25 protein-coding genes are annotated in these 25,560 nt (G+C 69.6%); 16 read left to right on the top strand and 9 right to left on the bottom strand.

Annotation, left to right across the window (positions count from 1 at the left end):
• From imuA to AC07ZS_RS11490, 10 genes are all read left to right on the top strand, one after another.
• Positions 1–774: translesion DNA synthesis-associated protein ImuA (imuA, locus tag AC07ZS_RS11445; protein ID WP_494798724.1), on the top strand; the 774-nt coding region annotated here is incomplete at its 5' end.
• Positions 719–2,026 (top strand): Y-family DNA polymerase, encoded by a 1,308-nt coding sequence (locus tag AC07ZS_RS11450; protein WP_494798725.1) that lies wholly within the window; start codon positions 719–721, stop codon positions 2,024–2,026. The genes imuA and AC07ZS_RS11450, both read left to right, overlap by 56 nt.
• Positions 2,023–5,130, top strand: a complete 3,108-nt coding sequence (locus AC07ZS_RS11455) for an error-prone DNA polymerase (RefSeq protein ID WP_494798726.1) — start codon at positions 2,023–2,025, stop codon at positions 5,128–5,130. Before AC07ZS_RS11450 ends, AC07ZS_RS11455 begins: the two co-directional genes overlap by 4 nt.
• 26 nt (positions 5,131–5,156) lie before the next feature.
• Complete coding sequence (locus tag AC07ZS_RS11460) at positions 5,157–5,777, top strand: LysE family translocator (protein ID WP_494798727.1); 621 nt, start codon at positions 5,157–5,159, stop codon at positions 5,775–5,777.
• Between the two features lies 1 nt (position 5,778).
• Positions 5,779–6,390, top strand: a complete 612-nt coding sequence (locus AC07ZS_RS11465) for a response regulator (RefSeq protein WP_494798728.1) — start codon at positions 5,779–5,781, stop codon at positions 6,388–6,390.
• Positions 6,391–6,411: 21 nt separating this feature from the next.
• Positions 6,412–8,160 (top strand): ATP-binding response regulator, encoded by a 1,749-nt coding sequence (locus tag AC07ZS_RS11470; RefSeq protein WP_494798729.1) that lies wholly within the window; start codon positions 6,412–6,414, stop codon positions 8,158–8,160.
• A gap of 113 nt (positions 8,161–8,273) precedes the next feature.
• The gene (locus tag AC07ZS_RS11475) at positions 8,274–8,582 is read left to right on the top strand and encodes a hypothetical protein (protein WP_494798730.1); all 309 of its coding nucleotides are present in this window, start codon (positions 8,274–8,276) and stop codon (positions 8,580–8,582) included.
• Between the two features lie 86 nt (positions 8,583–8,668).
• On the top strand, positions 8,669–9,091 hold the full coding sequence (locus AC07ZS_RS11480) for a YkvA family protein (RefSeq protein WP_494798731.1): 423 nt from the start codon (positions 8,669–8,671) through the stop codon (positions 9,089–9,091).
• Positions 9,092–9,135: 44 nt separating this feature from the next.
• Positions 9,136–10,155, top strand: coding sequence for a cupin-like domain-containing protein (locus tag AC07ZS_RS11485; RefSeq protein WP_494798732.1), 1,020 nt, complete (start codon positions 9,136–9,138; stop codon positions 10,153–10,155).
• A 6-nt stretch (positions 10,156–10,161) separates the two neighbouring features.
• Positions 10,162–11,163, top strand: a complete 1,002-nt coding sequence (locus AC07ZS_RS11490) for a formylglycine-generating enzyme family protein (protein WP_494798733.1) — start codon at positions 10,162–10,164, stop codon at positions 11,161–11,163.
• On the opposite strand, the gene map is transcribed toward AC07ZS_RS11490, so the two are convergent.
• The 7 genes from map to AC07ZS_RS11525 all read right to left on the bottom strand — a co-directional run bounded on the left by map (position 11,118) and on the right by AC07ZS_RS11525 (position 17,051).
• Entirely contained in the window at positions 11,118–11,930 is an 813-nt protein-coding gene (gene map, locus AC07ZS_RS11495; RefSeq protein WP_494798734.1) for a type I methionyl aminopeptidase, read from the bottom strand. The genes AC07ZS_RS11490 and map overlap by 46 nt on opposite strands.
• Positions 11,930–12,160, bottom strand: coding sequence for a ParD-like family protein (locus AC07ZS_RS11500; RefSeq protein ID WP_494798735.1), 231 nt, complete (start codon positions 12,158–12,160; stop codon positions 11,930–11,932). Before AC07ZS_RS11500 ends, map begins: the two co-directional genes overlap by 1 nt.
• A gap of 60 nt (positions 12,161–12,220) precedes the next feature.
• Complete coding sequence (locus AC07ZS_RS11505) at positions 12,221–12,694, bottom strand: EVE domain-containing protein (protein WP_494798736.1); 474 nt, start codon at positions 12,692–12,694, stop codon at positions 12,221–12,223.
• 34 nt (positions 12,695–12,728) lie between these two features.
• Positions 12,729–13,907, bottom strand: coding sequence for a Fic family protein (locus tag AC07ZS_RS11510; protein ID WP_494798737.1), 1,179 nt, complete (start codon positions 13,905–13,907; stop codon positions 12,729–12,731).
• 136 nt (positions 13,908–14,043) lie between these two features.
• Positions 14,044–15,342 carry an NAD(P)/FAD-dependent oxidoreductase gene (locus AC07ZS_RS11515; protein ID WP_494798738.1) on the bottom strand — a complete coding sequence of 433 codons (1,299 nt, stop codon included), beginning with the start codon at positions 15,340–15,342 and terminating at the stop codon, positions 14,044–14,046.
• A gap of 54 nt (positions 15,343–15,396) precedes the next feature.
• Complete coding sequence (locus AC07ZS_RS11520) at positions 15,397–16,224, bottom strand: class I SAM-dependent methyltransferase (protein WP_494798739.1); 828 nt, start codon at positions 16,222–16,224, stop codon at positions 15,397–15,399.
• Between the two features lie 14 nt (positions 16,225–16,238).
• Positions 16,239–17,051 carry a class I SAM-dependent methyltransferase gene (locus tag AC07ZS_RS11525; RefSeq protein WP_494798740.1) on the bottom strand — a complete coding sequence of 271 codons (813 nt, stop codon included), beginning with the start codon at positions 17,049–17,051 and terminating at the stop codon, positions 16,239–16,241.
• A 252-nt stretch (positions 17,052–17,303) separates the two neighbouring features.
• Here AC07ZS_RS11525 and AC07ZS_RS11530 point away from each other — a divergent pair, with 252 nt between their 5' ends.
• From AC07ZS_RS11530 to AC07ZS_RS11540, 3 genes are read left to right on the top strand one after another with little or no spacing between them, the layout of a single operon-like run.
• The gene (locus AC07ZS_RS11530; RefSeq protein ID WP_494798741.1) at positions 17,304–17,831 is read left to right on the top strand and encodes an OsmC family protein; all 528 of its coding nucleotides are present in this window, start codon (positions 17,304–17,306) and stop codon (positions 17,829–17,831) included.
• Positions 17,832–17,835: 4 nt separating this feature from the next.
• The gene (locus AC07ZS_RS11535; RefSeq protein WP_494798742.1) at positions 17,836–18,816 is read left to right on the top strand and encodes an AraC family transcriptional regulator; all 981 of its coding nucleotides are present in this window, start codon (positions 17,836–17,838) and stop codon (positions 18,814–18,816) included.
• Positions 18,817–18,876: 60 nt separating this feature from the next.
• On the top strand, positions 18,877–19,317 hold the full coding sequence (locus AC07ZS_RS11540; RefSeq protein WP_494798743.1) for a nucleoside deaminase: 441 nt from the start codon (positions 18,877–18,879) through the stop codon (positions 19,315–19,317).
• A gap of 12 nt (positions 19,318–19,329) precedes the next feature.
• On the opposite strand, the gene AC07ZS_RS11545 is transcribed toward AC07ZS_RS11540, so the two are convergent.
• Positions 19,330–20,058: a Crp/Fnr family transcriptional regulator gene (locus tag AC07ZS_RS11545; protein WP_494798744.1), complete on the bottom strand. Its 729-nt coding sequence runs from the start codon at positions 20,056–20,058 to the stop codon at positions 19,330–19,332.
• Between the two features lie 213 nt (positions 20,059–20,271).
• Between AC07ZS_RS11545 and AC07ZS_RS11550 the strand changes: the two genes are divergently transcribed.
• Together AC07ZS_RS11550 and AC07ZS_RS11555 are read left to right on the top strand one after the other, a co-directional pair.
• The gene (locus AC07ZS_RS11550; RefSeq protein WP_494798745.1) at positions 20,272–21,816 is read left to right on the top strand and encodes a methyl-accepting chemotaxis protein; all 1,545 of its coding nucleotides are present in this window, start codon (positions 20,272–20,274) and stop codon (positions 21,814–21,816) included.
• Between the two features lie 13 nt (positions 21,817–21,829).
• Positions 21,830–23,440 carry a sensor histidine kinase gene (locus AC07ZS_RS11555; RefSeq protein ID WP_494798746.1) on the top strand — a complete coding sequence of 537 codons (1,611 nt, stop codon included), beginning with the start codon at positions 21,830–21,832 and terminating at the stop codon, positions 23,438–23,440.
• 7 nt (positions 23,441–23,447) lie between these two features.
• Here AC07ZS_RS11555 and hpnC read toward each other — a convergent pair whose 3' ends face one another.
• Positions 23,448–24,338, bottom strand: coding sequence for a squalene synthase HpnC (hpnC, locus tag AC07ZS_RS11560; RefSeq protein ID WP_494798747.1), 891 nt, complete (start codon positions 24,336–24,338; stop codon positions 23,448–23,450).
• Between the two features lie 121 nt (positions 24,339–24,459).
• Between hpnC and AC07ZS_RS11565 the strand changes: the two genes are divergently transcribed.
• On the top strand, positions 24,460–25,560 hold the full coding sequence (locus tag AC07ZS_RS11565) for an efflux RND transporter periplasmic adaptor subunit (protein WP_494798748.1): 1,101 nt from the start codon (positions 24,460–24,462) through the stop codon (positions 25,558–25,560).

Raw genomic sequence — 25,560 nt, forward strand, 5'->3', positions numbered from 1 at the left:
ACCCCCGTCCGCCCGGCGCTGCCCCCCGCCGGTGGCCTGCCATCGGCCGTGGCCGCGGCACTGTGGCGGGGTGACCAGCTCGGTGCACCGGTTTCGGCCGTGTGGCCCAGCGGCTTCGCCGTGCTGGACGCGCAACTGCCTGGCGGTGGCTGGCCCGGCCACGGGCTGACCGAAATCCTCACCCCCCACAGCGGCATGCTGGAATGGCGCCTGCTCGGGCCGGCGCTGCGCCGGGTCTGTGCTGCCGGGCAGCCGGTGGTGGTGATCGGCCCGCCGCTCTCGCCGCACCTGCCCGGCCTGCGCTTCGAGGGCCTGGACGAGCGCCGGCTGGTCTGGGTGCAGGCCGACACGGCGGCCGAGCGCCTGTGGTCGGCCGAGCAGCTCATCAAGGCCCAGGCCGGTGGCGCGATCGTCGCCTGGCTGCCGCAGGCGAAGGCGGCGCAGATCCGCCGGCTGCAGGTGCTTGCCACCGGCTTCGAGTCGCCGGTGTTCGTGTGCCGGCCCCTGCACGCCCTGGGCGAGTCGTCGGCCGCGCCGCTGCGCGTGCAGGCCTGCGTGGGGGTGGACTGGGAACTGCACCTGCGCATCGCCAAGCGCAAGGGCCCGCCGCTGGAGGACACCCTGCGCCTGCCCTCGGTGCCCGGCGGCCTGGCCGCCGTCCTCCCGCCCCGGCTGCGCCAGCCCAGTCGGTGGATGCCCCGAACCGGAGAGACCGACCATGTTGTGGTCCGCCCTGTTGCCCAGCCCGAGCGCCGGCACAGTCCCGCCCACTGAGGCCGCGCCGCAGCGTGCGCTGGCGACCTGGGCCCTGCAGTTCACGCCCCGCGTGGCCCTGGCCGACGAAGCCGTGCTCATGGAGGTGGCGGCCAGCGTGCGCCTGTTCGGCGGTCGGCGGGCCCTGCGCGACCGCGTGTGGGGTGAGGCCCGCGAACTCGGTGTGGCGCAACTGGCCTGGGCATCCAATGGCCTGGCCGCGCTCGCGTTGGCGCGCGCCGGCATTGAAAACGGTTTCCAACGCCCCTTGGCCGAGCTGCTCGACACCCTGCCCATGGCGACGCTGAGCGCCGTGCGCCCGCACCGGCTCACGCTCGAACACATCGGCTGCCGCACGCTGGGCGACGTGCGCGCGCTGCCGCGCAGCGGCCTGGGCCGGCGCTTCGACCAGCCGCTGCTGCAGGCGATCGACCAGGCCTACGGGGCGGCGCCCGAGGCGCACGACTGGGTGGCGCTGCCCGAGCACTTTGAAGAGCGGCTCGAACTCATGGCCCGCGTGGAGCAGGCGCCGGCCCTGCTGTTCGGCGCGCGGCGCCTGCTGCGCGTGCTCAGCGGCTGGCTGGCGGCGCGGCGCGCGGGCGTCACCGCCTTCACGCTGCGCTGGGCGCACGACGCGATGCGCGCGCGCTCAGCGGGCGAGGGTGGCGAGATCACCATCCGCACCGCCGAGCCCACGCGCGACATCGAACACCTCTGCCGCCTGCTGGGCGAGCACCTGGCGCGGGTGGAACTGCTCGCGCCCGTGGGCGACCTGGTGCTGGTGGCCACCGAGGTGCGGCCACTGCACGACGTGAGCGCCTCATTGCTGCCCGACACCGTGCGCCAGGGCGAGCAGCTGGGCCTGGTGCTGGAGCGGCTGTCTGCCCGCCTGGGGCCGCAGCGCGTGTTGCGCCCGGTGCTGTGCGAAGACCACCGCCCCGAATGGATGTGCCACTGGCAGCCGGCCACGCTGCCCCTGCCGCGCCAGGGCGCGCCCGGCACCGAGCTGCCGCAGCCCGGCTTTCTGCTGCCCATGCCCTTGCGGTTGGCCGTGCGCGATCACCGGCCGATTCACCACGGCGAACTGGTGATGCTGCTCGGGCCGCAGCGCGTGGAGGGCGGCTGGTGGGACCGCGTCGAAGGCACCGAGCGCATGCGCAACGTGGTGCGCGACTACTGGGTGGCCCTGTCTCCACAGGCCGGCGTGCTGTGGGTGTTCCAGACCCGGCTGGACGGCGCACCCGCCTGGTACCTTCATGGGCATTTCGCATGAGTGCCGACGTCCTTCCCGACTACGTCGAGCTGCGCTGTCTCTCGAACTTCAGCTTCCTGCGCGGCGCCAGCCACCCCGAGGAACTGGTCGAGCGCGCGGCGGCGCTGGGCTACCAGGCGCTGGCCCTGGTGGACGAGTGTTCGCTGGCCGGCGTGGTGCGCGCGCACGTCGCCGCGAAGAAGCACCGCTTCCAGTTGCTGATCGGCAGCCAGTTCCAGGTGCGGTGCGACGCGCCCTTCACCCTGGTCGTGCTGGCCTGCAACCTCAACGGCTACGGCAACCTGTGCGAATTCATCACACGCCTGCGCCGCAGCGCCCCCAAGGGCAGCTACCGTCTGGCGATCGGCGACATCGATGCCCAGGCCCTGGCCGACTGCGTGGTGATCGCCGTGCCCGACCGCCACAGCGACCAGGACCCGATGGACACCGTCGCGCGCTGGCTGCTGCAGCATTTCCGGGGCCGCTGCTGGCTGGGCGTGGAACAGCTCTGCCGCTTTGACGACGAAATGCGCCTGCACCGGCTGCGCCAGAGCAGCGAACTCACTGCCGTGCCGCTGGTGGCCGTGGGCGACGTGCGCATGCACGTGCGCTCGCGCAAACCCCTGCACGATGTGCTCACCGCCACGCGCATCGGCAAGCCACTCACCGAATGCGGCTTTGTGCTGGAGCCTAGCGCCGAGCAGCGCCTGCGCGGGCGTCTCACGCTGGGCCAGCTCTACCCCGCCGACCTGCTGGCCGAAACCCTGGCGGTGGCCGCGCGCTGCGATTTCTCGCTCGACGAACTGCGTTACCAGTACCCGAGCGAGGTGATCCCCGAGGGCGAAACACCGCAGAGCCACCTGCGCCAGCTGACCGAAGCCGGAGCCCGAAGGCGGTGGCCGCAAGGCACGCCCGAGGCGTTTGCCCAACAGATCGAGCACGAGCTGGAGCTCATCGCCTACAAGCAATACGAGCACTACTTCCTGACGGTGCACGACATCGTGGCCTTCGCGCGCTCGAAAGACATCCTGTGCCAGGGCCGGGGCTCGGCGGCCAACAGCGTGGTGTGCTACTGCCTGGGCATCACCGAAGTGGACCCGGGGCGCACGGGCCTGCTGTTCGAGCGCTTCATCTCGCGCGAACGCGACGAACCGCCCGACATCGACGTGGACTTCGAGCACGAGCGGCGCGAGGAAGTCATCCAGTACCTGTACGGGAAGTACGGCCGCGAGCGCGCCGCGCTCACCGCCACCGTCATCAGCTACCGCCCGCGCAGCGCGCTGCGCGATGTGGGCAAGGCGCTGGGCTTTGCGGAGGGCTCGCTCGATGTGCTGGCCAGACAGTCGCGCTGGTGGGACGGGCACGCGATCGCGCCCGAGCGGCTCCAGGAAGCCGGCCTCGACACCGGCGATCTGAAGGTGCGCCAGCTGCTGGAACTCACCTCGACGCTCATGGGATTTCCGCGCCACCTCTCGCAGCACACCGGCGGCTTCGTGCTCACGCAACTGCCGCTCTCGCGCCTGGTGCCGATCGAGAACGCCACCATGAAAGACCGCACCGTGATCGAGTGGGACAAGGACGACCTCGACGCCGTCGGCCTGCTCAAGGTGGACGTGCTCGCCCTGGGCATGCTCACGGCGCTGCGCAAGGCCATGGCGCTGATTGGCGAGAAACAGGGGCGGGCGTTCGGCATGCAGGACATTCCCGATGGCGACGACCCGACCTACGACATGGTCTGCGCCGCCGACACCGTGGGCGTGTTCCAGATCGAGAGCCGCGCGCAGATGAGCATGTTGCCGCGCTTGAGGCCGCGTTCTTACTACGACCTCGTGATCGAGGTCGCGCTGGTGCGGCCCGGGCCCATCCAGGGTGGGGCGGTGCATCCTTATCTGAACCGGCGGCAGGGCAAGGTGCCGGTGAGTTTCCCCGGGCCCCATGGGGGCAGGGCCTTGAAGGCCGCGCTGGGCCGCACCATGGGCGTGCCCATCTTCCAGGAACAATGCATGCAGATCGCCGTGCTCTCGGCCGGCTTCACGCCGGGCGAGGCCGATGAACTGCGCCGCGCCATGGCCGCCTGGAAGCGGCACGGCAATGTGCAGAAGTACGAAGAGCGGCTGGTCAAGGGCATGACCGATCGCGGCTACGAACTGGAGTTTGCCCAGAGCATCTTCGAGCAGATCAAGGGCTTCTCCAGCTACGGCTTTCCCGAAAGCCACGCCGCCAGTTTCGCGCTGCTGGTCTATGTGAGCGCGTGGATCAAATGCCATCACCCGGCCGAGTTCCTCACCGCGCTGCTCAACAGCCAGCCGCTGGGTTTCTACACGCCCAGCCAGCTGGTGCAGGACGCGAAACGCCACGGCGTGGTCGTGCGACCGGTGGACGTGCTGCACAGCGATCGCGACAGCACGATCGATGCCGACGGCGCGGTGCGCCTGGGCATGCGGCTGGTCAGCGGCATCGGCCAGGACGCGACCGAACGCATCGTGCAGGCGCGCGCGCAGCAAGCTTTCCGCAACGCCCAAGACCTTGCGCGCCGCGCCGGCCTGGATCAGCCGCAGATGAAAGCGCTCGCCGCCGCCGATGCCCTCATGGGCCTGAGCGGCCACCGCCGCCAGCAGGTGTGGGATGCCGCCGCGCTGCGCTCGCCGCCAGCCCTGCTCAAGGGCGCACCGGTGGACGAAGCCCCGCTGGCCTTGCCCGCCGCGCCCGAAGGCGAAGCCGTCGTGTGGGACTACGCCAGCACCGGCCTCACCTTGCGCCGCCACCCGCTGGCCCTGCTGCGCGAAGAACTCGCGAAACGCCGGCTCATGACCGCCGCACAGCTCCAGGACGCGCCCGATGGCCGCCTCGTGCGCCACTGCGGCATCGTCACCCTGCGCCAGCAGCCCGGCACCTCCTCGGGCGTGGTGTTCGTGAGCCTGGAGGACGAAACCGGCGTGGTGCAGGTCATCGTGTGGCAACGCATCCGCGAGCGCCAGCGCGCCGTGCTCACCGGCGCGCGCCTGCTGGCCGTGTATGGCCGGTGGCAGCGCGAAGGCGAGGTGCGCAACCTCATCGCCGGCCACCTCGAGGACCTCACGCCGTTGCTCAACGGCCTGTCCACCGTGAGCCGGGATTTTCATTGAGGCCCATCGGCGCTAGGATTGGCTGCATGAACCTCGACACCTGGCTCATCTACCTCCTGGCCGCCGCCGGCCTCTCCCTTTCCCCTGGCCCCAATGGCCTGCTCGCGCTCACGCACGGCGTGCTGCACGGCCAGCGCAAGACGCTGTTCACCATCTTCGGCGGCACGCTGGGCTTCGTGGCGGTCATTGCGCTGTCCATGTTCGGCATCGGCGCGCTGCTGCAGACCTCGCTGGTGTGGCTCACCGCGCTGAAGTGGCTCGGTGGCGCCTACCTCGTGTGGCTGGGCATCCAGGTCTGGCGCTCGCCGCCCGTGGGCGTGCAGCTCACCGAAGGCGACCGGGCCGGGCCGGCGCGCTCGGGCGGCTCGCTGTTCCGGCAGGGCGCCTTGTCCGCCGTCACCAACCCCAAGGGCATCCTGTTCTTCGCGGCCTTCCTGCCGCAGTTCATCGACCCGCACCGCAGCCTGCTGCTGCAGTTCGCGATCATGGCCGGCACCTTCGCGCTGGTCGAGGCCGTCACCGAGCTGTTCATCGCCGGCATGGCCGCGCGCATCAGCCCCTGGCTGCGCCGCGTGGGCAAGCGCTTCAACCAGGTCTGCGGTGGCATCTTCGTGGCCATCGGGCTGGCGCTGCCGTTGCGTGGCTGACGTGGCGACGATCCTGACCGTGGACGACCACGAGCTGGTCCGCCTGGGCCTGCGCCAGGTGATCGTTCAACATTTCGCCGACCGTTTCCAGGTGGCGGAGGCGCCGAGCCTGGAGCAGGCCCTGCTGTTTCTGGGGGGGCGCGCCGGGGACGTCTTTCTGCTGCTGCTCGATCTGAACCTGGGCGACACGCGCGGCCTGGCCGGCCTCAAGCTGCTCAAGCAGCGCTACCCGCAGCTGCCGATCGCCGTCGTGTCGGGCACGCACGATGCCCGCGTCCGCGATGAAGCCCTGGCCCACGGCGCCCTGGGCTACTTCTGCAAGACCGGGGATTCGGATGGCCTGAAGGGCCTGCTCGACACCATCGAGCGCGCCGCGGCCGGGCCTCGCCCGGAGCCCACCGATGCGCGGGCCCGCTGGCAGGGCCTCAAGCCGGGCGTGCGATTGACCGATCGCCAGATCCAGCTTCTGGAACTCCTGCTGAGCGGTCTCGACAACCGGGCGATCGCGGCCGAAACCGGGCTGGCGCTGGGGTCGGTGAAGAACGCCGTCTCGACGATCTTTCTCACCTTCAACGTGCGCTCCCGCGCCGAGCTGATCGGGCTGTTTGCCTGACCCCACCGGGCCGTGACCGGCATGCCGTCGTCCAACCTCCGCATGGCCGTGCAGCGCACCCGGCTCGAACTGCTGTTGCAGAAGACCGGGCCGCTGCGCATCCTCTCGCCCATCCCATTTGCGACGCCGCTGGCGATCCTGTTTGTCCTGGACGGGGCGTCCCGCCTTCCGCTGGTCTGGCTCGGCCTGTTCTACCTCGTCGTTTTCGTCAGCTACGTGCAGCGCAGGAAGCTGGAAACCCACGGCCCGTTGCAGGACCATGAGCTCTCCCACGTCCTGCGCGGGCGCATTCGCGACATCCTGCTGCTGGGCACCCTGTGGGGCGCGGCCCCCTGGATGCTCGGTGCGCACCACAGCACCGAACACCTGGTGCTGGTCTCGGTCTTCATCATGGGCGCGATATCGCTCGGGTCGGCCATCGTGTCGACCCACCGCCAGACCATTGCCGCCTTCAGCATCCCGGCCGCGGTCGGGCTGATCTCCAACAGCCTCTGGCACGGCGGGGCGGTCGGCTGGGTGCTGGCTTTCTGCATGACGCTCTTCTTGCTGATGACGCTCAAGTGGACCTTCCAGCAGGCCGATCTGCTCGAACAGTCCCTGACGGCCCGCTTTGAAAAAGAGGACCTCGCCCGGCGCCTGGCGCAGCAGGTGGAACTGGTCGAAAGCGCCAACCGCGAGAAAAACCGGTTTCTCGCCTCCGCCAGCCACGACCTGCGCCAGCCTCTGCATGCCATCTCGCTGTTCACCTCGGTGCTGGAGCGGTCCCCGTCCGATCCGGGCAACGCGCAGACCATCGCGCGGTTGAGCCAATCGGTGCGCATGCTGAACCAATCGCTGGACACCATGCTCGACATCTCCCGGCTGGACGCCGGCGCGGTGCAACCCGAGCTGGCGCCGGTGAGGGTGCATGAGCTGTTCCTCTCGCTGAACCACATGTTTTCCGGCAGCGCCGAGGAACGGGCGCTTCAACTCCGCTTTCGCGCGCCGGGCGATCTGCTCGTCGTGAGCGACGTGCAGCTGCTCACGCGCCTGCTCGGGAACCTGATCGACAACGCCATCAAGTACACGCCCCGTGGCGGCGTGCTGGTGGCCGCCAGAACGGGGGCGGCCGCGGGGCGTGCCGGCTGGGTGTGCTTCGAGGTCATCGACACCGGGATCGGCATCGCCGGCGAACACCAGCAGCGCGTGTTCGACGAGTTCTTCCAGCTCGCCAACCCGCAGCGCGATCGCGCCTCGGGGCTGGGCATCGGTCTGTCCATCGTGAAACGCCTCTCCCATCTGCTGGCACATCCGCTGGCACTCACCTCCCGGCCGCAGCGGGGGACGCGCTTCCGGGTCTGGGTGAAAGAGGCCGACGCGCAGCGGCCAGGGCCTGTCGATGCGGACCCGGTGCCGGTCACCGCGCCCACCGAGAGGCACCTGCCGCGCCATGTGCTCGTCATCGATGACGAGCCGGTCAGCCGGGAGGCCATGGCCTTGTTGCTGACCTCGTGCGGTTGCACGGTGCATGCGGCCGGCGATCTGGCGCAGGCGCAGCAACTGCTGCAGCGCCATCCGATCGATGCCGTCGTGTCCGACTTCCGGCTCTCGGGCGAACGCAACGGGCTCGACCACCTTCTGGCGTTGCGCCGCAGCTCGCCGCAGTTGCGCACCTTGCTGGTCACCGGCGAGACCGCGCCGCAGCGCATCGCCGACATCCGGGCCAGCGGGGTCCCGTTCCTGCACAAGCCGGTGCGGGCGCAACAGCTGCTCGACGCGCTGGCAGGCTGATCCGGCCTGGCCATGTGACCCGGGTCACTTCACGCCGGGCAAGGCCGCCACGGATACTGCGACCGCCTCTGACGGCACCCCTCCAACAACGTCCCCATCGGGACCTCCTTCTCATGTCCAAAATCCTCCTGGGGCTGGCGCTGTCTTGCCTGGCCAGCGCAGCCATTGCGGCGACCGATCCTTCGTGCGGCGAGTACGACAAGCTCCGCACCCAGCGGGACAACGCGCTGCGCGTGAAGAATTTCAAGCAGTATTGCGACGCCCTGTCCGGCCTGATCAAGCTGATGCCGGCCAAGCCGCCCGAGCCCGCGCGGCTCCAATGCGAGGCCAAGGCCACCAACGTGAAGGTCGAGACCTGGCTCGGCATGCGCCCCGAAGTGATCTCGATCATGACGAGCACGTTCGACGAACAATGCCGGTGACGCTCGCCCGGCCTGGGCTACGATGGCGACCTCGGGTCTCGGGCTGACCCTTCCAACGCGCAGGCATGGCATGCCTCTCACGACCCATGAACCTCCGCGGCAACCTCCAGGCTTGGGCGAAGCGAGCCAAACGGGACGGCGTGACCCTCTGGTTCGCGGGAAAAAACCGGCGCACCCCCTGGTACGCCAAGGCGCTCGGCCTCTTCGTGGTGGCCTACGCGCTCAGCCCCCTCGATCTGATTCCCGACTTCATTCCGGTGCTTGGCTACGTCGACGACGTGTTGCTGCTGCCCGCCCTGATCTGGCTGGCCATCCGGCTCCTGCCCGCCGACGTGCTGGAGGAATGCCGCGGCGAGGCGGACCGCTGGATGGAAGCGAACCACGCCAAGCCACGTAGCCGGCTGGGCACGGTGCTGGTGGTCGGTGTCTGGATCGTGCTGGGCGCCGCAGTGCTGGTCTGGCTGCTCCGATGGCGTGCGAGTGTCGGCGCTGCCTCAAGCCTTGTTTGAGGCTGCGCGCCTTCCGCAGGAAAAGCGCGCCGAGCCGCGCAGGCGTGGCTGACGCGCTGGCCCGCCGCTGTCTTTCCATCCTTCGTGATTTTTGCCCTGATCTGCCGCAAGCCATCCAGGCGGCGCGGCGAAGGCACCGCACAATGCGGCACGCGATGACCTGTGCGCGCAGCCGCAGTCCATCATTCACGGACCGATCGTTCACAGGAGACCCGATGTACCAGGTATTCGACACGGACATGGAGATGTCCTCCATGATTGACAAGCTGTCTTTCCAGTTCAAGCAGCGTTTGTTCGAACACCCCGCGTTGAATCTGGAAAACATCAAGAAGGCCATCCCCGAAATCAACCCGGACCTCATCTACTTTTCGGGCCACAAGATGAGCAAGGACGAGGACTTCGAGACGGCCATCACCGAGGGGCGAAAAGCCCTGCCGATCGAAAAGATCATCGAGAACCTCCCGACGTCCAACTCGTACATCATGATCCGGGAGCCGGAAAGCCACCCCGCATTCCGCGGGCTTCACGACGACCTGGTGAAAGACATCGCCCGGACCGTGAAAGCCCGGGGCCAGGGCGTGCCCATCGAACCCCGTTCCTACATCTTTCTCTCGTCGCCCCACAGCATCACGCCTTTCCATTTCGATCGCGCATCGAATTTCCTGCTTCAGATCGCGGGATCGAAAGAGGTCACTGTTTTTCCGCCCCTGGACAAACGTGTCATCACGCAGCCCGAATACGAGTCGCACGTGGAGCGCGAAGTGGGCGCCCTCAAATGGAAGCCCGATTGCGAGAGCCTGGGTGTGTCCTACCACTGCGAACCGGGGGACGCGCTTCACATCCCCTTCCTGGCCGGGCATCACGTGAAAAACGGCCCTGAGGTGTCGGTGACCTTGTCGATCTTCTTCAACGACACCCGAACGCTCAGGCAGCTCAACGCGATGAGGTTCAACCACCGCGTCCGCAAGAAGCTGGGCGCCTCGCCCATGGCGGTGGGCCAGAACCATCGCATGGATTCCTTGAAGGCCCTGGCATTTCGGGGCTACGCGCGCTTGACCGCGTAAGCAGCAATGGGTCCAGGCGGCACCGTGTTCACCTGGGCATCGCTGGCCCTGGTGGCGCTTCTTGCGGGTTGCGCCGCACCGCACACCGGCACCACCGACTCCCTCGGCATTTCATTTGTTGCCGTGCCCGCGGGCGAGTTCCTGATGGGCAGCGACGAAACGCCGCAGGCCCTGGCGGCGGCTTACCCCGCGCTGGAGCGGTCGCGCTTCGAGGGCCTGACGGACGAGACTCCGGTGCACCGCGTGCGCATCACCCGGCCCTTTGAAATGAGCCGCCATGAGATCACGGTGGGGCAGTTCCGGGCCTTTCTCCAGCGCTCGGGCCACGTGCCGGAATCGATCGCGGACGGCACTGGGGGCTATGGCTACAACCCGGCCTACGACCCGGCCACCAGCGCACGGCACGATGCCTTCGAGGGCCGCTCGCCACGCTACTCCTGGCAGAACCCCGGCTTTGCGCAGGGCGATGACCACCCGGTGGTCAACGTCACCTGGAACGACGCGGTCGCGCTGGCGCGCTGGCTGTCAGGGCAGGAAGGCCGGACCTACCGGCTGCCCACGGAGGCGGAGTGGGAATATGCGTGCCGCGCGGGCGGCAAGGGCCGCTACCAGCACGGCGACGACCCGGCCGGGCTGATCGCGGTGGGCAACACCTTCGATGAAGACGCCGCGGTGAACTGGCCGGCCTGGCGCGATCGCGCGGTGCCTGGCCGTGACGGCCATGCGTTCACGGCGCCCGTGGGCACCTACGCGCCGAACGCCTTCGGGCTGCACGACATGCACGGCAATGTGTGGGAGTGGGTGTCGGACTGGCATGGGGACGACTACTACGCGCAGTCGCCGACAGACGACCCGGCGGGCCCGGCCGATGGCGCGGTGAAGGTGCGCCGGGGCGGCTCCTGGCACACCTGGCCCTTGTACACGCGGTGCGCTTTCCGAAACTGGAACACGGTGCAGACGCGCTACACGCTGGTGGGCATTCGGCTGGTGCGCGAATCGCTCCCCTGAGCATGGGGCCAGGGCGTCAGCACTTCGTGGCCCTCGGGCGTGACGGCCACCATGTGTTCCCACTGGGCGGACAGCGACCGGTCCTTGGTCACGACGGTCCAGCCGTCGGCCAATGAGCGGGTTTCGCGTTTGCCCGCGTTGAGCATGGGCTCGATGGTGAACACCATGCCCGGCTCCAGCCGGAGTCCTTCGCCGCGCCGCCCGTAGTGCAGCACGTTCGGCTCTTCGTGGTAGATCCGGCCGATGCCGTGTCCGCAGTATTCGCGCACCACGCTGAAATGTTCGCGCTGGGCGACGGACTGGATGGCATGGCCAATGTCGCCCAGCGTTGCTCCGGGCCTGACCTCCCGGATGCCGGCCAGCATGGCCTCGTAGGTGGTCTCCACCAGGCGCCGGGCCAGCACATTGGGCGTGCCGACGAAGTACATGCGGCTGGTGTCGCCGAACCAGCCATCTTTGTTGACGGCCACATCGATGTTGACGATGTCGCCTTTCTTCAGAATTCGATCGGGCGAGGGGATGCCGTGGCAGACCACCTGGTTGACGGAGGTGAGGATGGTCTTCGGGTACCCGTGGTAGCCCAGGTTGGCGGGGATGGCACCCTGCACGTTCACGATGTGCTCGTGGCAGATGCGATCCAGTGTTTCCGTGCTCACGCCCGGCACGACATGGGGCTCGATCATGCCGAGCACCTCGGCGGCCAGCCGGCCGGCCCGCCTCGCCATCTCGATGTCCTCGGCGGACTTGAGGGTGATGCCGCGGGCCACTAGCGTTTGCCGGGTGGGGCCGAGACGGCCATGGCGATGTCCAGGCCGCCCGCGAGTTCGGCCTGCACCAGCAGTTGGCAGATCTCGCGGTGGTCCAGCTCCGGGTGAAGCTCGGCCAGCATGCCCACCCGCATCCAGTGCTCGGCCTGCGAATTGATCGACCTGCTGAGAGCGGTTCCCGCCACGCGCAGGTTCTCGTGCATCAGGTCTGAAATCTTGACGATACCCATCCATCACCTATATATGAAACGTATACGAATCATACATGTTTTGGATGGTGGTGATTGGAACTACCTGCGCTCGCCCGCCAGCTGGTCGGTGATGAACTTCCAGTGCGCCGGGCTCACCGGTGTGATGGAGAGCCGGTTGCCGCGCTTGAGCACCACCAGCTCAGCCAGCTCGGGCGTCTCGCGCAACTCGGGCAGGCCGATCAGCCGCGTCTTGCGCAGGGCCTGCACGTCCAGCAGCAGCCAGCGTGGTGCGTCGGGTTTCGACGCGACGTCGAAGTAGGGCGACTTGGCGTCGAACTGTGTGGGGTCGGGCCGCGTGGTGGACGCCACGCGCGCGATGCCGGCGATGCCGGGCTCGGGGCAGCTGGAGTGATAGAACAGCACGCCGTCGCCGACCTGCATGGCGTCGCGCATGAAGTTGCGGGCCTGGTAGTTGCGCACACCGGTCCAGGGCACGGTGGCTTTGGGGGCAGCGAGCGCGTCGTCGATCGAGCACTCTTCGGGCTCGGATTTCATCAGCCAGTAGTGGGTCATGGGGGTGTCCTTTCAGGCATCGGTGAATCGCGGCTCAGCCGGGCGCTTCGGCCTCGGGCCACAGCTTGGGAAAGTAGAAGCGCAAGGCGTGTTGCGGCACACCCAGGCGAAGCCGGCCATGGGGGGAGTCTGACTCCAGCAGGCCGCGCTTGAGCAGGGCGCTCACCTGGGCCGTGGCCAGCCGCTCGCCCAGGCTGAGCATGGCCTTGAAATCGGCGCGGTCCAGGTCGCCCTGGGTGGCAAACAGGTAGTGCAGGGCACGCAGGGATTCGGTGCGCACACCCTGTTTCACCACCTGTTCCTCGTAGTCCAGGCACGCGGCCATGCGGTCTTTCATACCGTCGAGTGCGAGCGCCTTCGACATGAATCTCACCTGATCCTGGCAGACGTCCAGGACGTAGGCGATCCATTGCTCCAGGCCCCGCTCGGTCAGGTTGCCGCGCCCGTCGAGGTCGCCCGCCCGGGGTTCATCGGCGGCCGACAGCCGGGCGTAGTAGGTGTCCTGGCTGCGCGCGAAACCGCGCAGGGGCGACCACAGTCCGCTGGTGAGGCCGAGATGGCCCAGCACAAGGTGGCTGTGCAGCCGCGCCACGCGGCCGTTGCCATCGCGGAAGGGGTGGATCCAGGCCAGCCGGTGGTGCGCGGCGGCCATGGCCGCGACCTGCAGTTCACCCCGTCGCACCCGCCCATAGCCCTGGGACCAGCGCGCCAGGAAGGTGGCCACCTGGTCGGCGGCGGGCGCCGCATGCCGATCCACGCTGACCTGCTGGCGGCGCAACTCGCCTGGGTGCAAGGTTTCTGGTGGCTCGGTGTGGGGGATGGCGAGATCGTCCGATGGCAGGCGGGCAAACAGGTCCTGGTGGATGTCCTGAACGGTTTGCGGCGACCAGACGCGCGGCGTGTCCCATTGCGGCCAGAGCGTTTCCAGCTGGGTTTCGGTGGCCATGTGGGCCAGTGCCAGCCGCTGGCGGCGCGCCTTGTCGGCGTCTTTGGCGTAGTCGTCGCGCAGCGCCTGCTCGATCTCCAGGGGCAGCGTGTGCTGGCCTTCGATCTTGTTGGAGTAGTACGAGTTCATGGCCCGCAGCAGGCGCCGCAGGCCCGCCAGCGAGCCGGGCTGGCACAGGCCGTTGAGCCGGTCGGCCTGTCGGATCAGGTCGCCCGCCTGCTCCAGAAGAGGGCCCAGCCGGTGCTCACCAGGGAGCAGGGGCTCCATCTGGATGGGATTGTCATAAAGCTCAAACTTCTGCGACTTTGAAGGCATTCACAAGTGTATGTCCCATATGGGTTTTTATCAATTCATGCGGAAATTTTTGCGACTTTGTTTGCGACTTCGAGATCACCAGAAAAACTCAGTGCAGCTTCACCAGCGGCGTCGCCCGCTTCACCAGGAAACGCGCCACCGCCAGCACGCCGGTGCGCAGCGTGCCGAGCACGGCCTGGTGGTGCATCAGGTGCAGGCTCACGTACATCATGCGGGCGAACATGCCTTGCACGTACCAGGTGGAGCGGAACAGGTTGCCCATGAGGTTGCCCACCGAGGTCTGCGTGCCCAGCGAGACCAGCGAGCCGTGGTCCTTGTAGACGTAGGGCCTGGTGCTCGCGGGCAGGCCGTTGGCCCGGCGCAGCAGCGCATCGACGAGGTAACTGGCCTGCTGGTGCGCGGCCTGGGCGCGCGGGGGCACGAAGCCGCCTTCGGCCGTGGGACAGGCGGCGCAGTCGCCCAGTGCGTAGAGGTCGGTCTGGCCTTTCACCAGCAGGTTGGCCGCCACCTCCAGCAGGCCAGCGCGGGTGGTGGGCAGGCCGAGCGTGCCCAGCACGTCGGGCGCCTTGATGCCGGCCGCCCAGACCACGATGTCGGCGGCGAACACGCGGCCGGTGGCGTCTTCCACCTGCTCGGGCGTGATGCGCGCGACGCGGCAGTCGGTCTCGATGGTGACGTGGCGTTCGCGCAGCAGCTGCGCGGCGGCGGTGGACACCTTTTCGGGCAGGGGCGCGAGGATGCGGGCCGCACCTTCGAGCAGGGTGATCTGAACGTCTCGGTTCGGGTCGAGCCGGCGAAAGCCGTAGCGGGAATGCACCACGCTGGCTTCGCGCAACTCGGCCGCGAGTTCCACGCCGGTGGCGCCACCGCCGATGATGACCACGCGCACCTGCGCTTGCGAGCCCGCGCTCTTGCGCAGTTCGGCGGCGGTGAGCAGCTTGAGCATGCGCAGGCGGAAGTGCTCGGCATCGGCCGGGCGGTTGAGCGAGAGCGTGTGTTCGGCCGCGCCGGGCACGTTGAAGTGGTTGGCCGTGCTGCCGACAGCGATCACCAGCTGATCGAAGGGCAGGGTGCGCGCCGGAATGAGCTCCTGGCCGGTTTCGTCGTTCACCGGGGCCACGGTGAGGGTCTTGCCGGCGGTGTCGAGCGCGGTCATGGCGCCGAAGCAGAAGGTGAAGCGGTTGTCGTGCGCGAGCATTTCGTACGACAGGCCTTCCTGGTGGATGTCCAGCGTGCCGGCGGCCACTTCGTGCAGCGAGGGCTTCCAGATGTGGAAGAGCTGCTGGTCGACCAGGGTGACCTGTTCCGCGCCGAGCTTGCGCCCGAGTTTGCAGGCCAGTTCCAGGCCGCCCGCACCACCACCCACGATCACGATTCTTGTCTGCATGTGTTCCGTCTCAGTGGAAGACCAGCTGCCACTGTAGACGACGCGGCGCTCCCTTCAGGTTCGCTCGGGCTTGCGGCCGGTCACAAGCACGAACTCCGCCGGCACGGCGTGGCCGGCACCGCGGCGCCAGGGCGCGAGGGCGTCGAGGTAGCGGGCGCAGGCCCGCGCCCGCGCGGCATCGCCAAAGCGCGACCAGGCCAGCGCCACCGGGCCGCCGGCGAAGGCGGCGCGGCAGGCCTCGTCGCCGCTGGCGTAGCGCAGCGTGGTGCTGAGGCGCTCGGTCTGCAAGCCGGTCGCGCCCGCCTCGCCGCACAGCCGCGCCAGTGTGTCGCCCTGGCCGAGGCGGAAGAACAGCGGGCAGACTTCGGTGGTCACTTCGGCATCGACGATGGGAAACAGCGCCGACCAGCCGCAGCGCTCGCGCTCGCCCCACACGGCCAGGCCCAGCCGGCCACCCGGGCGCAGCACGCGCAGCAGCTCTTTCAGGGCCTGCTCGGGTTCGGGCAGGTACATCAGGCCGAAGGCGCAGAGCGCCGCGTCCAGGCCCGCGTCGGGCAGCGCGAGCTGTTCGGCGTCCATGCGCTCGAAACGCAGGTGGGGCTGCCCGCCGGCGTGTGCGCGGCGCGCGGCGGCCTGCACCATGCGCTCCGACAGATCGACCCCGATCACCTGGCCCAGCGGCCCCACGCCCTGCGCCGCGCGCAGGGTGACCAGGCCGGTGCCGCAGGCCACGTCGAGCACGTGTTCACCGGCTTGCAGCGCCACCTTCTCCAGCAGGCGGGCCTGTGCCGGGGCGAGCTGGGCCTGCCACAGGGTTTCGTAGTCGTCCGCGGCCAGGTCCCAGCCGTAGCGCTGCACGCGGCGCTGCAGACGGGCGTCCATGGCCGGGCGTGTCCTCAGCGGCGCGTGATGACGATTTCGAGGTATTCGCTGGGCACCACCAGCGCGGCGGGCCCGCCCCGGTTGAGGCGGTTCAACAGCTCGCTGAGGTCGGTCTCGAGTGCCTGGGCCTTGTCCGCTGGCAGCGCGGCAAAGGCCTTGTGCACCGGGCCGTACCAGGTGCGGAACACGTCGATGAAGTGCGCCGCGGAGCGGTAGCGGAAGTTGAACAGCCGGGGCGTGGCTTCGATCTTCGCGGCGGCGTTGCCGAAGAGTTCGCGCAGGTGGGCTTCGGTGCCCCAGAGCGAGGGCGGCTGCACGCCGGCCGGTGGCGGCAGATGGCGCCCCAGGGTCTTGAACAGCTGGCCGATGAAGCCTTCGGGCGTCCAGTTGGCCAGGCCGATGCGCCCGCCCGGGCGGCACACGCGCGCCATCTCGGCCGCGCTGCGGGCGTGGTCGGGCGCGAACATGACGCCGAAGGTGGAGAGCACCACGTCGAAGCTGGCGTCGTCGAAGGGCAGTTCTTCCACGTCGGCGACCTGGAATTGCACGTCCAGCCTTTCGGCTTGTGCGCGCTCGGCGCCGCGTTCGAGCAGGGTGGGCACGTAGTCGGTGGAGGTGACCCGGGCGCCCCGGCGCGCGGCGGCCAGGGTGGCGTTGCCGTTGCCGGCGGCCACGTCGAGCACGCGCTCGTCCCAGCGCAGGTCGCAGGCTTCGGCGAGCGATTCGCCGACGAGCTGCAGCGTGGTGCCGATGACGGCGTAGTCGCCGCTGGCCCAGGCGGCCTGCTGGCGGGTTTTCAGGGCGATGAAGTCGGTGGGGGCGTTCATGATGGTGTCTCCGCTGAGGGGTGGGTGGGCCGAGGGCGACCCGGCATGCAGTGGAACGCGCGGGGGCGCATGGCGTCCTGCCCGAAGCGCGCTCCGGGCTGCCCGATCGTCCGGATCTGGCCCGGCGCGACGGCGCGGCTGACCGCGCGTCCGGAAATGCTGTCCCGGCGTCCGGCCCGGGCGCGCGAGCCGACGTGCTGCCTTGGTGCCGCGAGGCCGGGCGCCCATAATTCCGTGGCCCGGAGGTGCACCGTGACGCAACAACCCATTGCAGAGGCCCTGCAGCGCGTGCAAGCCGTGCTGCAGCGCCGGCCCGAGGCCGGCTTGCACGAGGACGGGCCCGCCACCGCCCGCTGGACCGGCGGCACGCGCGTCGTGGCCAGCCACGCCAACGGAACGCAGGTGCCGACCGACATGCCTGGCGAGCTGGGCGGCACCGGCGATCGGGTGACGCCGGGCTGGCTGTTCCGCGCGGGACTGGCCTCCTGCGCGACCACCTCCATCGTGATGGTGGCGGCCGCCGAGGAAGTCGCACTCACCCTCCTGGAGGTGAAGGCCACCAGCCGCTCCGATACGCGCGGTCTGCTGGGCATGCGCGATGCCGATGGCCGGGCGGTGGCCGCCGGACCGGGGGACGTGCAACTGGCCGTGCGCATTCAGGCAAACGGTGTACCGCCCGAGCGGCTGGAGGCGCTGGTGCGGACGGCGGTGGGCCGCTCGCCCATTCCGAGTGCGTTGCAGACCGCCACGCCGCTGGCCTTGCGCATCGACACCGGGTGAGACCGTGGACGCTTTGTCGGAAACCCTGCGCGTGGTGCAACTGGTGGGCGCCATCTTTCTCCAGGGCCGCTTCACCGCGCCCTGGTGCTACCAGTCGCCGCGCGCCGACGCGGCCGCGCCGCTGCTGGAGCCCGATGCCGAGCGGGTGGTGATCTTCCACCTGGTGACGGAAGGCGAATGTTTCGTGGAGCTGGAGCACCAGCCGCCGGTGCGGCTGGGCGCGGGGGATGTGATCGTGTTTTCACAGGGCGACGCACACCGCATGGGATCGGCCCCCGGCCTCACGCCCGCGCCCGGCACGCCGCTGAAGGAGCTGCTGCAGCGCCGGCCCCGCCAGCTCATGTACGGCGGCGGCGGTGCCTCCACCCGGCTGCTGTGCGGCTACCTGGCGTGCGACGCGCGGCTGGCCCGCCTGCTGCTGGCCGGCTTGCCGCCGCTGGTGCGCGTGAACGTGCGCGGCTCGAACGCGGGCACCTGGCTGGAGGCCTCGGTGCGCTACGCGCTGGCCGAGGCGCGCTCGCCCCGGCCGGGGGGTGCGGGCGTGCTGTCCAAACTGGCCGAGGTGCTGTTCATCGAGGTGCTGCGCCTCTACATCAACGAGCAGAGCGCGGGCCGCACCGGCTGGCTCGCGGGTTTGGGCGACCGCGTGGTGGGCGCCGCGCTCAACGCGTTGCACCAGCGCCCGGCGCATGCCTGGACGCTGGAGGAACTCGCGCGCGAGGCGGGTACCTCGCGCTCGGTGCTGGCCGAGCGTTTCCAGCACCTGGTGGGCAGCTCGCCCATGCAGTACCTGATCCAGTGGCGCATGATGCTCGCCGCCAACCTGCTGTGCCGCAGCAAGGCGCCGCTCTCGCGCATTGCCGAAGACGTGGGCTACCAGACCGACACCGCCTTCATCCGCGCGTTCCGGCGCGAGTACGGCGTGCCGCCGGCCACCTGGCGGCGCCGGCGCGCGGCGCAGGAGGAACTGGCCGCACCCACCTGATCGGTGGGCGGTGGTGCGGTGTGCCACCATGGCGGTTTTCCAGCCTCGAAAGGAAACCCCATGGACCCGTTCATGCAAGCCGCCATCGACGAAGCCCGGCTGGGCCGCGCCGAGGGAGGTATTCCGATCGGCTCGGTGCTCGTGCACCAGGGCCGCATCATCGGGCGCGGCCACAACCGGCGGGTGCAGCAGGGCAGCGCCATCCTGCACGGCGAGATGGACGCGCTGGAGAACGCGGGCCGGCAGCCGGCGCGGGTCTACCAGGAGTCGGTGATCTACACCACGCTCTCGCCGTGCCCGATGTGCAGCGGCGCGATCGCGCTCTACGGCATTCCGAAGGTGGTGGTGGGCGAGAACGAAACCTTCATGGGCGAGGAAGACTGGTTGCGCAGCCGGGGCGTGGAGGTGCAGGTGCTTCAGGACGCCAGCTGCGTGCACCTGATGCAGGACTTCATCGCCGCCGAGCCCGGGCTCTGGAACGAGGACATCGGCGAGCCCTGAGGCGGCGCAAGCTCAGGGGCTGGCGGCGGCCTCGCCGGTGGCGCGCGGCCGGACCACCTCGCAGTGCCAGCGGTCATGCCGCAGGATGCGGCCCGCCGCCTCCAGCTGGCGCAGCGAGCGCGCGATGGTTTCGCGCGTGGTGGAGAGCAGGGCGGCCAGCGCGACGTGGCTGGGCAGGCGGATGGCCTGGCTGCGCTGTTCGCGGGCGTACAGCTGGAGGGTGGCGAGCAGTTTCTGCTGCAGGCCCTTGATGCGCATGACGCGCGACCAGTCGGCGAGCTGGCCGTGCGAGTCCACCAGGTGGGCCTGGATGCAGGCGTGGAACTGGCGGTCCACCACGCCCAGGCGGTAGAAGTCGGGCACGTCCACGCTGCAGACGCGCCCGGTCGTGAGGGCCAGGGCGCCGATCTGCTCCTGGTGCCCGTAGACCGCGTAGTGCCCCAGGGTCTTGCCCCGGCCGAGCAGGGCCACGGGATGCGGTTGGCCGTCCTCCCCCTGGCGGGTGGCCATCACGGCCCCCACCTTGATGATGGAAATGCGCTGTGCCACCACGCCTTCGAGCTGGAGTGCGTCGCCCTTGCCGAAGGCCGATTCCTCGATGCATGAAGCGAGCAGCTCGCGCGAGGCGTCGGGCAGGCCGCCGATCAGGCAGACGCTGAGCGTGGCGCAATGGCCGCAGCGCGTCCGGCAGCGGGGCGGCTGGACAGGGGCGGCATCGGTGGGCGCATTGGGCTGTTTCATAAGGGCCCCGGGATTTAAACAAGGGTTGCTCTCCAGTGGACGCGAATGGGGGACGAAAAAACGCGTGCTGCGTCACATCTGTTGCAGATTCCTGCTTTTCTGCTGCGTTTTTTGAGATACCGCAAGGCCCATGTGTGCCGAAATAGGGTTCCATGCGGTCCTCTGCGGGCCCGCAGTGCGAGCACCCCACCTCCCACAGCGAGACACTTGCCGATGCGAAACAACCAGCCCGTGACGCAGCAGGAACACGAGTTCGATGAACACAGCACCCTGCTGTCGACCACCGACACGCAGAGCCACATCGTCCACGCCAATGCCGCCTTTTTGCAGGTCAGCGGGTTCACCGCCGAGGAGCTGATCGGCCAGCCGCACAACCTGGTGCGACACCCCGACATGCCGCCCCAGGCGTTTGCCGACATGTGGGCCACCCTGCGTCAGGGCATGCCCTGGTCGGCGCTGGTGAAGAACCGGCGCAAGAACGGTGACCACTACTGGGTGCGCGCCAATGCCGCGCCGGTGATGCGCAACGGCGTCTTGACGGGGTACCTGTCGGTGCGCACCAAGCCGGCCCGCGACGAGGTGCAAGGGGCCGAGGCGCTGTACCAGCGCTTCCGGGAGGGCCGGGCGCAGGGGTGGCGCTTCTTTCGCGGCCTGGTGGTGCGCAGCGGTCCGCTGGCCTGGCTGTCCTGGAGCCGCTGGCTGGGCGTGAGCGGGCGCATCCGCCTGGCGCTGCTGCTGCCCGGCGTGGGCATGGCCGCGGTGCTGGCGCTGTCGGGCCTGACGGGGGAGCGGCTGGCGTGGACGGCGGGTCTGCTGGCACTGCTGCTGGCGGGGGCGGCGTTCTGGCTGCAGCGGCAGCTGGCCGAGCCGCTCAAGTTGGTGTTGCAACAGGCCCAGCGGGTGGCCAGCGGGCATGCCGGCGGACTGGCCAGCCTGAACCGGGTGGACGAGATCGGCATGCTGCTGCTGACCGTGAACCAGTCGGCGCTGAACCTGCGCTCGCTGCTGGCGGACATGTCGACCCAGGCCGCAGGGGTGTCGGTGGCCAGCGGCGAGATCGCCCATGGCAACGACGACCTGAGCAGCCGCACCGAGCAGACCGCCGCCAACCTGCAGCAGACCGCGTCGTCGATGGAGCAACTGGTGGCCACCATGCGGCAGAACGCGAGCGCGGCCCAGGATGCGGCCACGCTGGCGCGGCAGACCAGCGAGGTGGCGAGCTCGGGCGGCGAGGCCATGCGGGCGATGGCGCGCACCATGGAGCAGATCACGCGCTCGAGCCACCGCATCGCCGAGTTCGTGGACATCGTGGACGGCATCGCCTTTCAGACCAACATCCTGGCGCTCAACGCCGCCGTGGAGGCCGCGCGCGCGGGCGAGCAGGGTCGGGGGTTCGCGGTGGTTTCCACCGAGGTGCGCACGCTCGCGCAGCGCAGCGCGAACGCGGCCAAGGAGATCCGCGAACTGATCGACGGCAGCCTGGCCGGCATTCGGGAAGGGGCCGCGCAGGTCGAGGCCACCGGCTCGCGCATGAACGAGATCGTCGCGCAGGTGGGCGATCTCACGCGGTTGATCACCACGGTCAACGCGGCCTCCGTTCAGCAGACGCGCGAAATGGAGCAGCTCAACACCGCCGTGGGGCGGCTGGACGAGATGACCCAGCAGAACGCGGCGCTGGTGGAGCAGAGCGCCGCCGCCGCCAACGCCTTGAACCACCAGTCGCAGAGCATGAAAAGCGCGGTGGGGATCTTTGCCTGAGGAGCAGAAGACCATGTCGCCGACCTCCATGCCCGCCGCCGAAGACGTGATGCGGCGCCTCCAGATGCTGGAGATGATCGTGCAGAACACCTCCAACATGGTGGTGGTGACCGACGAGACGCGGCGCATCATCTGGGTCAACGCCGCTTATTCGCGCATCACCGGCTGGCCGCTGGAGGAGTGCGTCGGGCGCCGCCCGGCCGAGTTGCTGCACGGGCCGCAGACCAGCACGCTGTCGCTCTCCCGCCTGGGCGCGCTGCTGCGGCAGGGGCAGTCGGTGCAGGACTTCGAGCTGCTGAACTACAAGCGCTCGGGTGAGCCTTACTGGGTGTCGCTCAACATCGAGCCGATCCGCGACACCGCCGGCCGCCTGACGAGTTATGTGTCGATCCAGTCCGACATCACCGAGCGCAAGAAGCGCGAGCTGGTCATGGCCGACCTACAGCACCGCCTGGAACTGGCCCAGCGGCTGGCGCGGCTGGGCCGCATCGAACACGACGAGGAGACCGGGCGCTCGCGCTGGACCTCGGAGATCTACCGCATCCTCGGCTGCGAGCGCGACGAGGAGGAACGCGACCTGCAGGCCTTCGTGGCGCATGCCCACGCGCAGGACCGGCCCGCGCTCCAGGCCGCGCTGGACGACGCCCTGCGCTCGGGCGACGAGATCGACGTCGAATTCCGTGTGGTCACCGCCACCGGCGCCTTCCGCTGGGTGCGCTGCCGGGGCGTGCCGCACGTGGGGGCCAAGGCGGTGGAACTGCCGCTCACCTTCACGGTGCAGGACGTGACGCTCTACAAGAACCTGATCGAGCAGCGCCACCGGCGCAACGAGGACCTGAACCAGCAGGTGCTGCTGCGCACGCGCCAGCTGGAGGAAGCCTACGGTTCGCTGGAGGAGTTTTCGTACGCGCTCTCGCACGACCTGCGCACGCCACTGCGCCACATCGCCGGCTTCGCCGAGCTGCTCAGGGAGGAGGTGATCGCGGGCGACGTGCAGGGCAGCCTGCCGTACTGCGACAAGATCATCCGCGCCGCCGTGCAGATGAGGCACCTCATCGACGGCATGTTGTCCTTCGCGCGCCTGGGTCGAAAAGGCATGAAGGTGGGCGAGGTGGACATGGCCGCGCTGGTGGACGAAACCGTGGGCATGCTGGCGATCGACGTTGGCATGAAGAAGCTGCGCTGGCGCATCCAGCCCGGCCTGCCCAAGGTGCAGGGCGACCCGGTGTTGCTGCGCGAGGTGTGGGCCAATCTGCTGGACAACGCGGTGAAGTACGCCTCCCACCGCGAGGTGATCGAGGTCGAGGTCGGGTGGCGGTCGCTGCCCGACGGCACCGAGTTCCATGTGCGCGACAACGGCGTGGGTTTCGAGCCGGGGCAGGCGGAGCGGCTGTTCGGCATGTTCCAGCGCCTGCACAGCGACCCGCGCTTCGAGGGCGCGGGCATCGGGCTGGCGCTGGTGCGCCGCATCGTGGAGTACCACGGCGGGCGCATCTGGGCCGACGCCTGTCCTGACCAGGGCGCCACCTTCCATGTGTTCCTGCCCTTGACGGTGGCGCCGGACGGCGCCGACGAGGCCGGCCTGCGGCCCGAGGACGCCCCGCCCGTGGGCCGCAGCGCCTGAACAGGCCCTACATCCAGAGCGCGCGCCAGGCCAGGCGCGGCAGGTCGGCCTTGTGCAGCGTCACGCGGGTCCGCCAGCTGCGGTGCTGCTGCGCGGCGATGGCGTCGAGGATGCGCAGGCCGCCCTGCACCACGAGGCGCAGTTCCCAGCCGGCGCGGCCCGGCACCCGGTGCACCAGGGGCGCGCCCTGCTGCATGAGGCCCCGCGCAGAGGCGCAGAGTTCGGCCACCACGGCCTGCATGGCCTGCTCCTTCGGGTGGTGGTCGGACGCGAAGTCGGCCACCACCACCCCCTGGCGCCGCAAGGTGTCGGCCGGCAGGTAGACGCGCCCGCGCGGCAGGTCCACGCTGATGTCCTGCCAGAAGTTGATGAGCTGCAGGGCACTGCAGATCTGGTCACTCTGCCGCAGCGAGGTCTCGTCGCGCACCCCGTACAGGTGCAGCAGCAGGCGGCCCACCGGGTTGGCCGACAGGCGGCAGTAGGCCAGCAGCTCGGGCGTGTCGGCGTAAGGGTGGTCGCTGGCGGTGTGGCGCACGTCTTGCTCGAAGGCGCTGAGCAGGTCGTGCAGGGGCTGGGCGGGCAGGGCGTGGCGGTGCGCGGCCTCGCCCAGCGCACGGAAAAGGCCCGACCAGCGTGCGTCGGGCGTGTGCGGCGTGGCGCGCTGCAGGCAGTGCTGCAGTTCGGTCCGATAGGCGGCGAGGTCGGCCAGGCGCTGCGGCGCCGGGGCATCGCCTTCGTCGGCGATGTCGTCGGCGGTGCGGGCGAAGTGGTAGAGGGCGCCGATGGCCGGGCGCAGCGCCGGCGGGCACAGCCAGGAGGCCACGGGGAAGTTCTCGTAGTGCCCGATGCCCGCGCCCATCGGCCCGGCCTCAGCCTTGCTGGATGACGCCGTTGTCATGAAGAACACGCATGTTTTTGATCTACAATTTTTATTACTAACCGGTCAGTCATTAGTGTGGGTCCTTGACGAAGAGGGCTCCCGCGTCCCGTGGTTCCATCCCGCCTCCCTCAGCCATGCCATGAATACACCGCATTTTGTCCTGATCGTGACCGCCGCACTGGCTCTCTCCGCCTGCTCGCGGCCTCCTGCGCCCGAGGAGCCGATCCGCTCGGTCAAGCTGCTCACCGTGGGCACGGGCAACGTGGTGGCGCGCAGCGAGTACGCCGGCGAGGTGCGGGCGCGCACCGAATCCCGGCTGGGCTTTCGGGTCGGGGGCAAGCTGGTGGCGCGTCCTGCCGAGGTGGGGCAGCGGGTGAAGCCGGGCCAGTTGCTGGCGCAACTGGACGCGCAGGACCTCGCGCTCTCCAGCCAGGCGGCCCAGGCTCAGGTGAGCGCCGCCCAGACCCAGCGCGACCTCGCCGCCGCCGATCTCAAGCGCTACCAGGACCTGCAGGCCCAGGGTTTCGTGAGCGGTGCCGAGATCGAGCGGCGCCAGGCCACGCTGCAGTCGGCCGAGGCCACGCTTCGACAGGCGAAGGCGCAAGGGGCGGTGCAGGGCAACCAGGCGGGCTATGCGCGCCTGCTGGCCGACGGCGACGGCGTGGTGCTCTCGGTGGAGGCCGAGGTGGGTCAGGTGGTGGCCGCCGGCACTCCCGTGGTGCGGGTGGCGCGCGACGGTGCGCGCGACGTGGTGATCGCCGTGCCCGAGGACCGGGTGGCGCAGATCCGCCCCGGGGCGACGGCGCAGGTGCGGCTGTGGGCCGGCGCAGGCGCGGCCTCTGCCGCCGCCGCACCGCTGGAGGCGACGGTGCGCGAGGTGGCGGCCAGTGCCGATGCGGCCACGCGCACCTACCAGGTGAAGCTCTCCCTGCCCGACGGCGCGGCCGTGCCGCTGGGGGCGACGGCCTATGTGACGCTGGGCGGCGCGGTGGCCGGCCCGGCGGTGATCAAGCTGCCCACCAGCGCGCTGATGCGCGCCGACCAGGGCTCGGCCGTGTGGGTGTTCGATGCGGCTGCGGGCACGGTGCAGCCCCGCCCGGTGAAGGTGGCCGGGGCCGACGGCAACGAGATGGTCATCCTGGACGGGCTCAAGCCGGGTGAGGAGGTGGTGGCCACCGGGGTGCATGTGCTCTCGCCGGGGCAGAAGGTCACGCGCTTCACGGCTTCCGCCACGCAGTGA

It is taken from the genome of Hydrogenophaga sp. GW456-12-10-14-TSB4, from assembly GCF_059424305.1.

What these genes read in the sequence shown, in the direction of transcription:
- AC07ZS_RS11450 (WP_494798725.1), top strand. Translation starts at nt 719, where the DNA reads ATGTTGTGGTCCGCCCTGTTGCCCAGCCCGAGCGCCGGCACAGTCCCG.
- AC07ZS_RS11455 (WP_494798726.1), top strand. Translation starts at nt 2,023, where the DNA reads ATGAGTGCCGACGTCCTTCCCGACTACGTCGAGCTGCGCTGTCTCTCG.
- AC07ZS_RS11460 (WP_494798727.1), top strand. Translation starts at nt 5,157, where the DNA reads ATGAACCTCGACACCTGGCTCATCTACCTCCTGGCCGCCGCCGGCCTC.
- AC07ZS_RS11470 (WP_494798729.1), top strand. Translation starts at nt 6,412, where the DNA reads ATGCCGTCGTCCAACCTCCGCATGGCCGTGCAGCGCACCCGGCTCGAA.
- AC07ZS_RS11475 (WP_494798730.1), top strand. Translation starts at nt 8,274, where the DNA reads ATGTCCAAAATCCTCCTGGGGCTGGCGCTGTCTTGCCTGGCCAGCGCA.
- AC07ZS_RS11480 (WP_494798731.1), top strand. Translation starts at nt 8,669, where the DNA reads ATGAACCTCCGCGGCAACCTCCAGGCTTGGGCGAAGCGAGCCAAACGG.
- AC07ZS_RS11490 (WP_494798733.1), top strand. Translation starts at nt 10,162, where the DNA reads ATGGGTCCAGGCGGCACCGTGTTCACCTGGGCATCGCTGGCCCTGGTG.
- AC07ZS_RS11500 (WP_494798735.1), bottom strand. Translation starts at nt 12,160, where the DNA reads ATGGGTATCGTCAAGATTTCAGACCTGATGCACGAGAACCTGCGCGTG.
- AC07ZS_RS11505 (WP_494798736.1), bottom strand. Translation starts at nt 12,694, where the DNA reads ATGACCCACTACTGGCTGATGAAATCCGAGCCCGAAGAGTGCTCGATC.
- AC07ZS_RS11510 (WP_494798737.1), bottom strand. Translation starts at nt 13,907, where the DNA reads ATGGAGCCCCTGCTCCCTGGTGAGCACCGGCTGGGCCCTCTTCTGGAG.
- AC07ZS_RS11515 (WP_494798738.1), bottom strand. Translation starts at nt 15,342, where the DNA reads ATGCAGACAAGAATCGTGATCGTGGGTGGTGGTGCGGGCGGCCTGGAA.
- AC07ZS_RS11520 (WP_494798739.1), bottom strand. Translation starts at nt 16,224, where the DNA reads ATGGACGCCCGTCTGCAGCGCCGCGTGCAGCGCTACGGCTGGGACCTG.
- AC07ZS_RS11525 (WP_494798740.1), bottom strand. Translation starts at nt 17,051, where the DNA reads ATGAACGCCCCCACCGACTTCATCGCCCTGAAAACCCGCCAGCAGGCC.
- AC07ZS_RS11540 (WP_494798743.1), top strand. Translation starts at nt 18,877, where the DNA reads ATGGACCCGTTCATGCAAGCCGCCATCGACGAAGCCCGGCTGGGCCGC.
- AC07ZS_RS11545 (WP_494798744.1), bottom strand. Translation starts at nt 20,058, where the DNA reads ATGAAACAGCCCAATGCGCCCACCGATGCCGCCCCTGTCCAGCCGCCC.
- AC07ZS_RS11550 (WP_494798745.1), top strand. Translation starts at nt 20,272, where the DNA reads ATGCGAAACAACCAGCCCGTGACGCAGCAGGAACACGAGTTCGATGAA.
- AC07ZS_RS11555 (WP_494798746.1), top strand. Translation starts at nt 21,830, where the DNA reads ATGTCGCCGACCTCCATGCCCGCCGCCGAAGACGTGATGCGGCGCCTC.
- hpnC (WP_494798747.1), bottom strand. Translation starts at nt 24,338, where the DNA reads ATGACAACGGCGTCATCCAGCAAGGCTGAGGCCGGGCCGATGGGCGCG.
- AC07ZS_RS11565 (WP_494798748.1), top strand. Translation starts at nt 24,460, where the DNA reads ATGAATACACCGCATTTTGTCCTGATCGTGACCGCCGCACTGGCTCTC.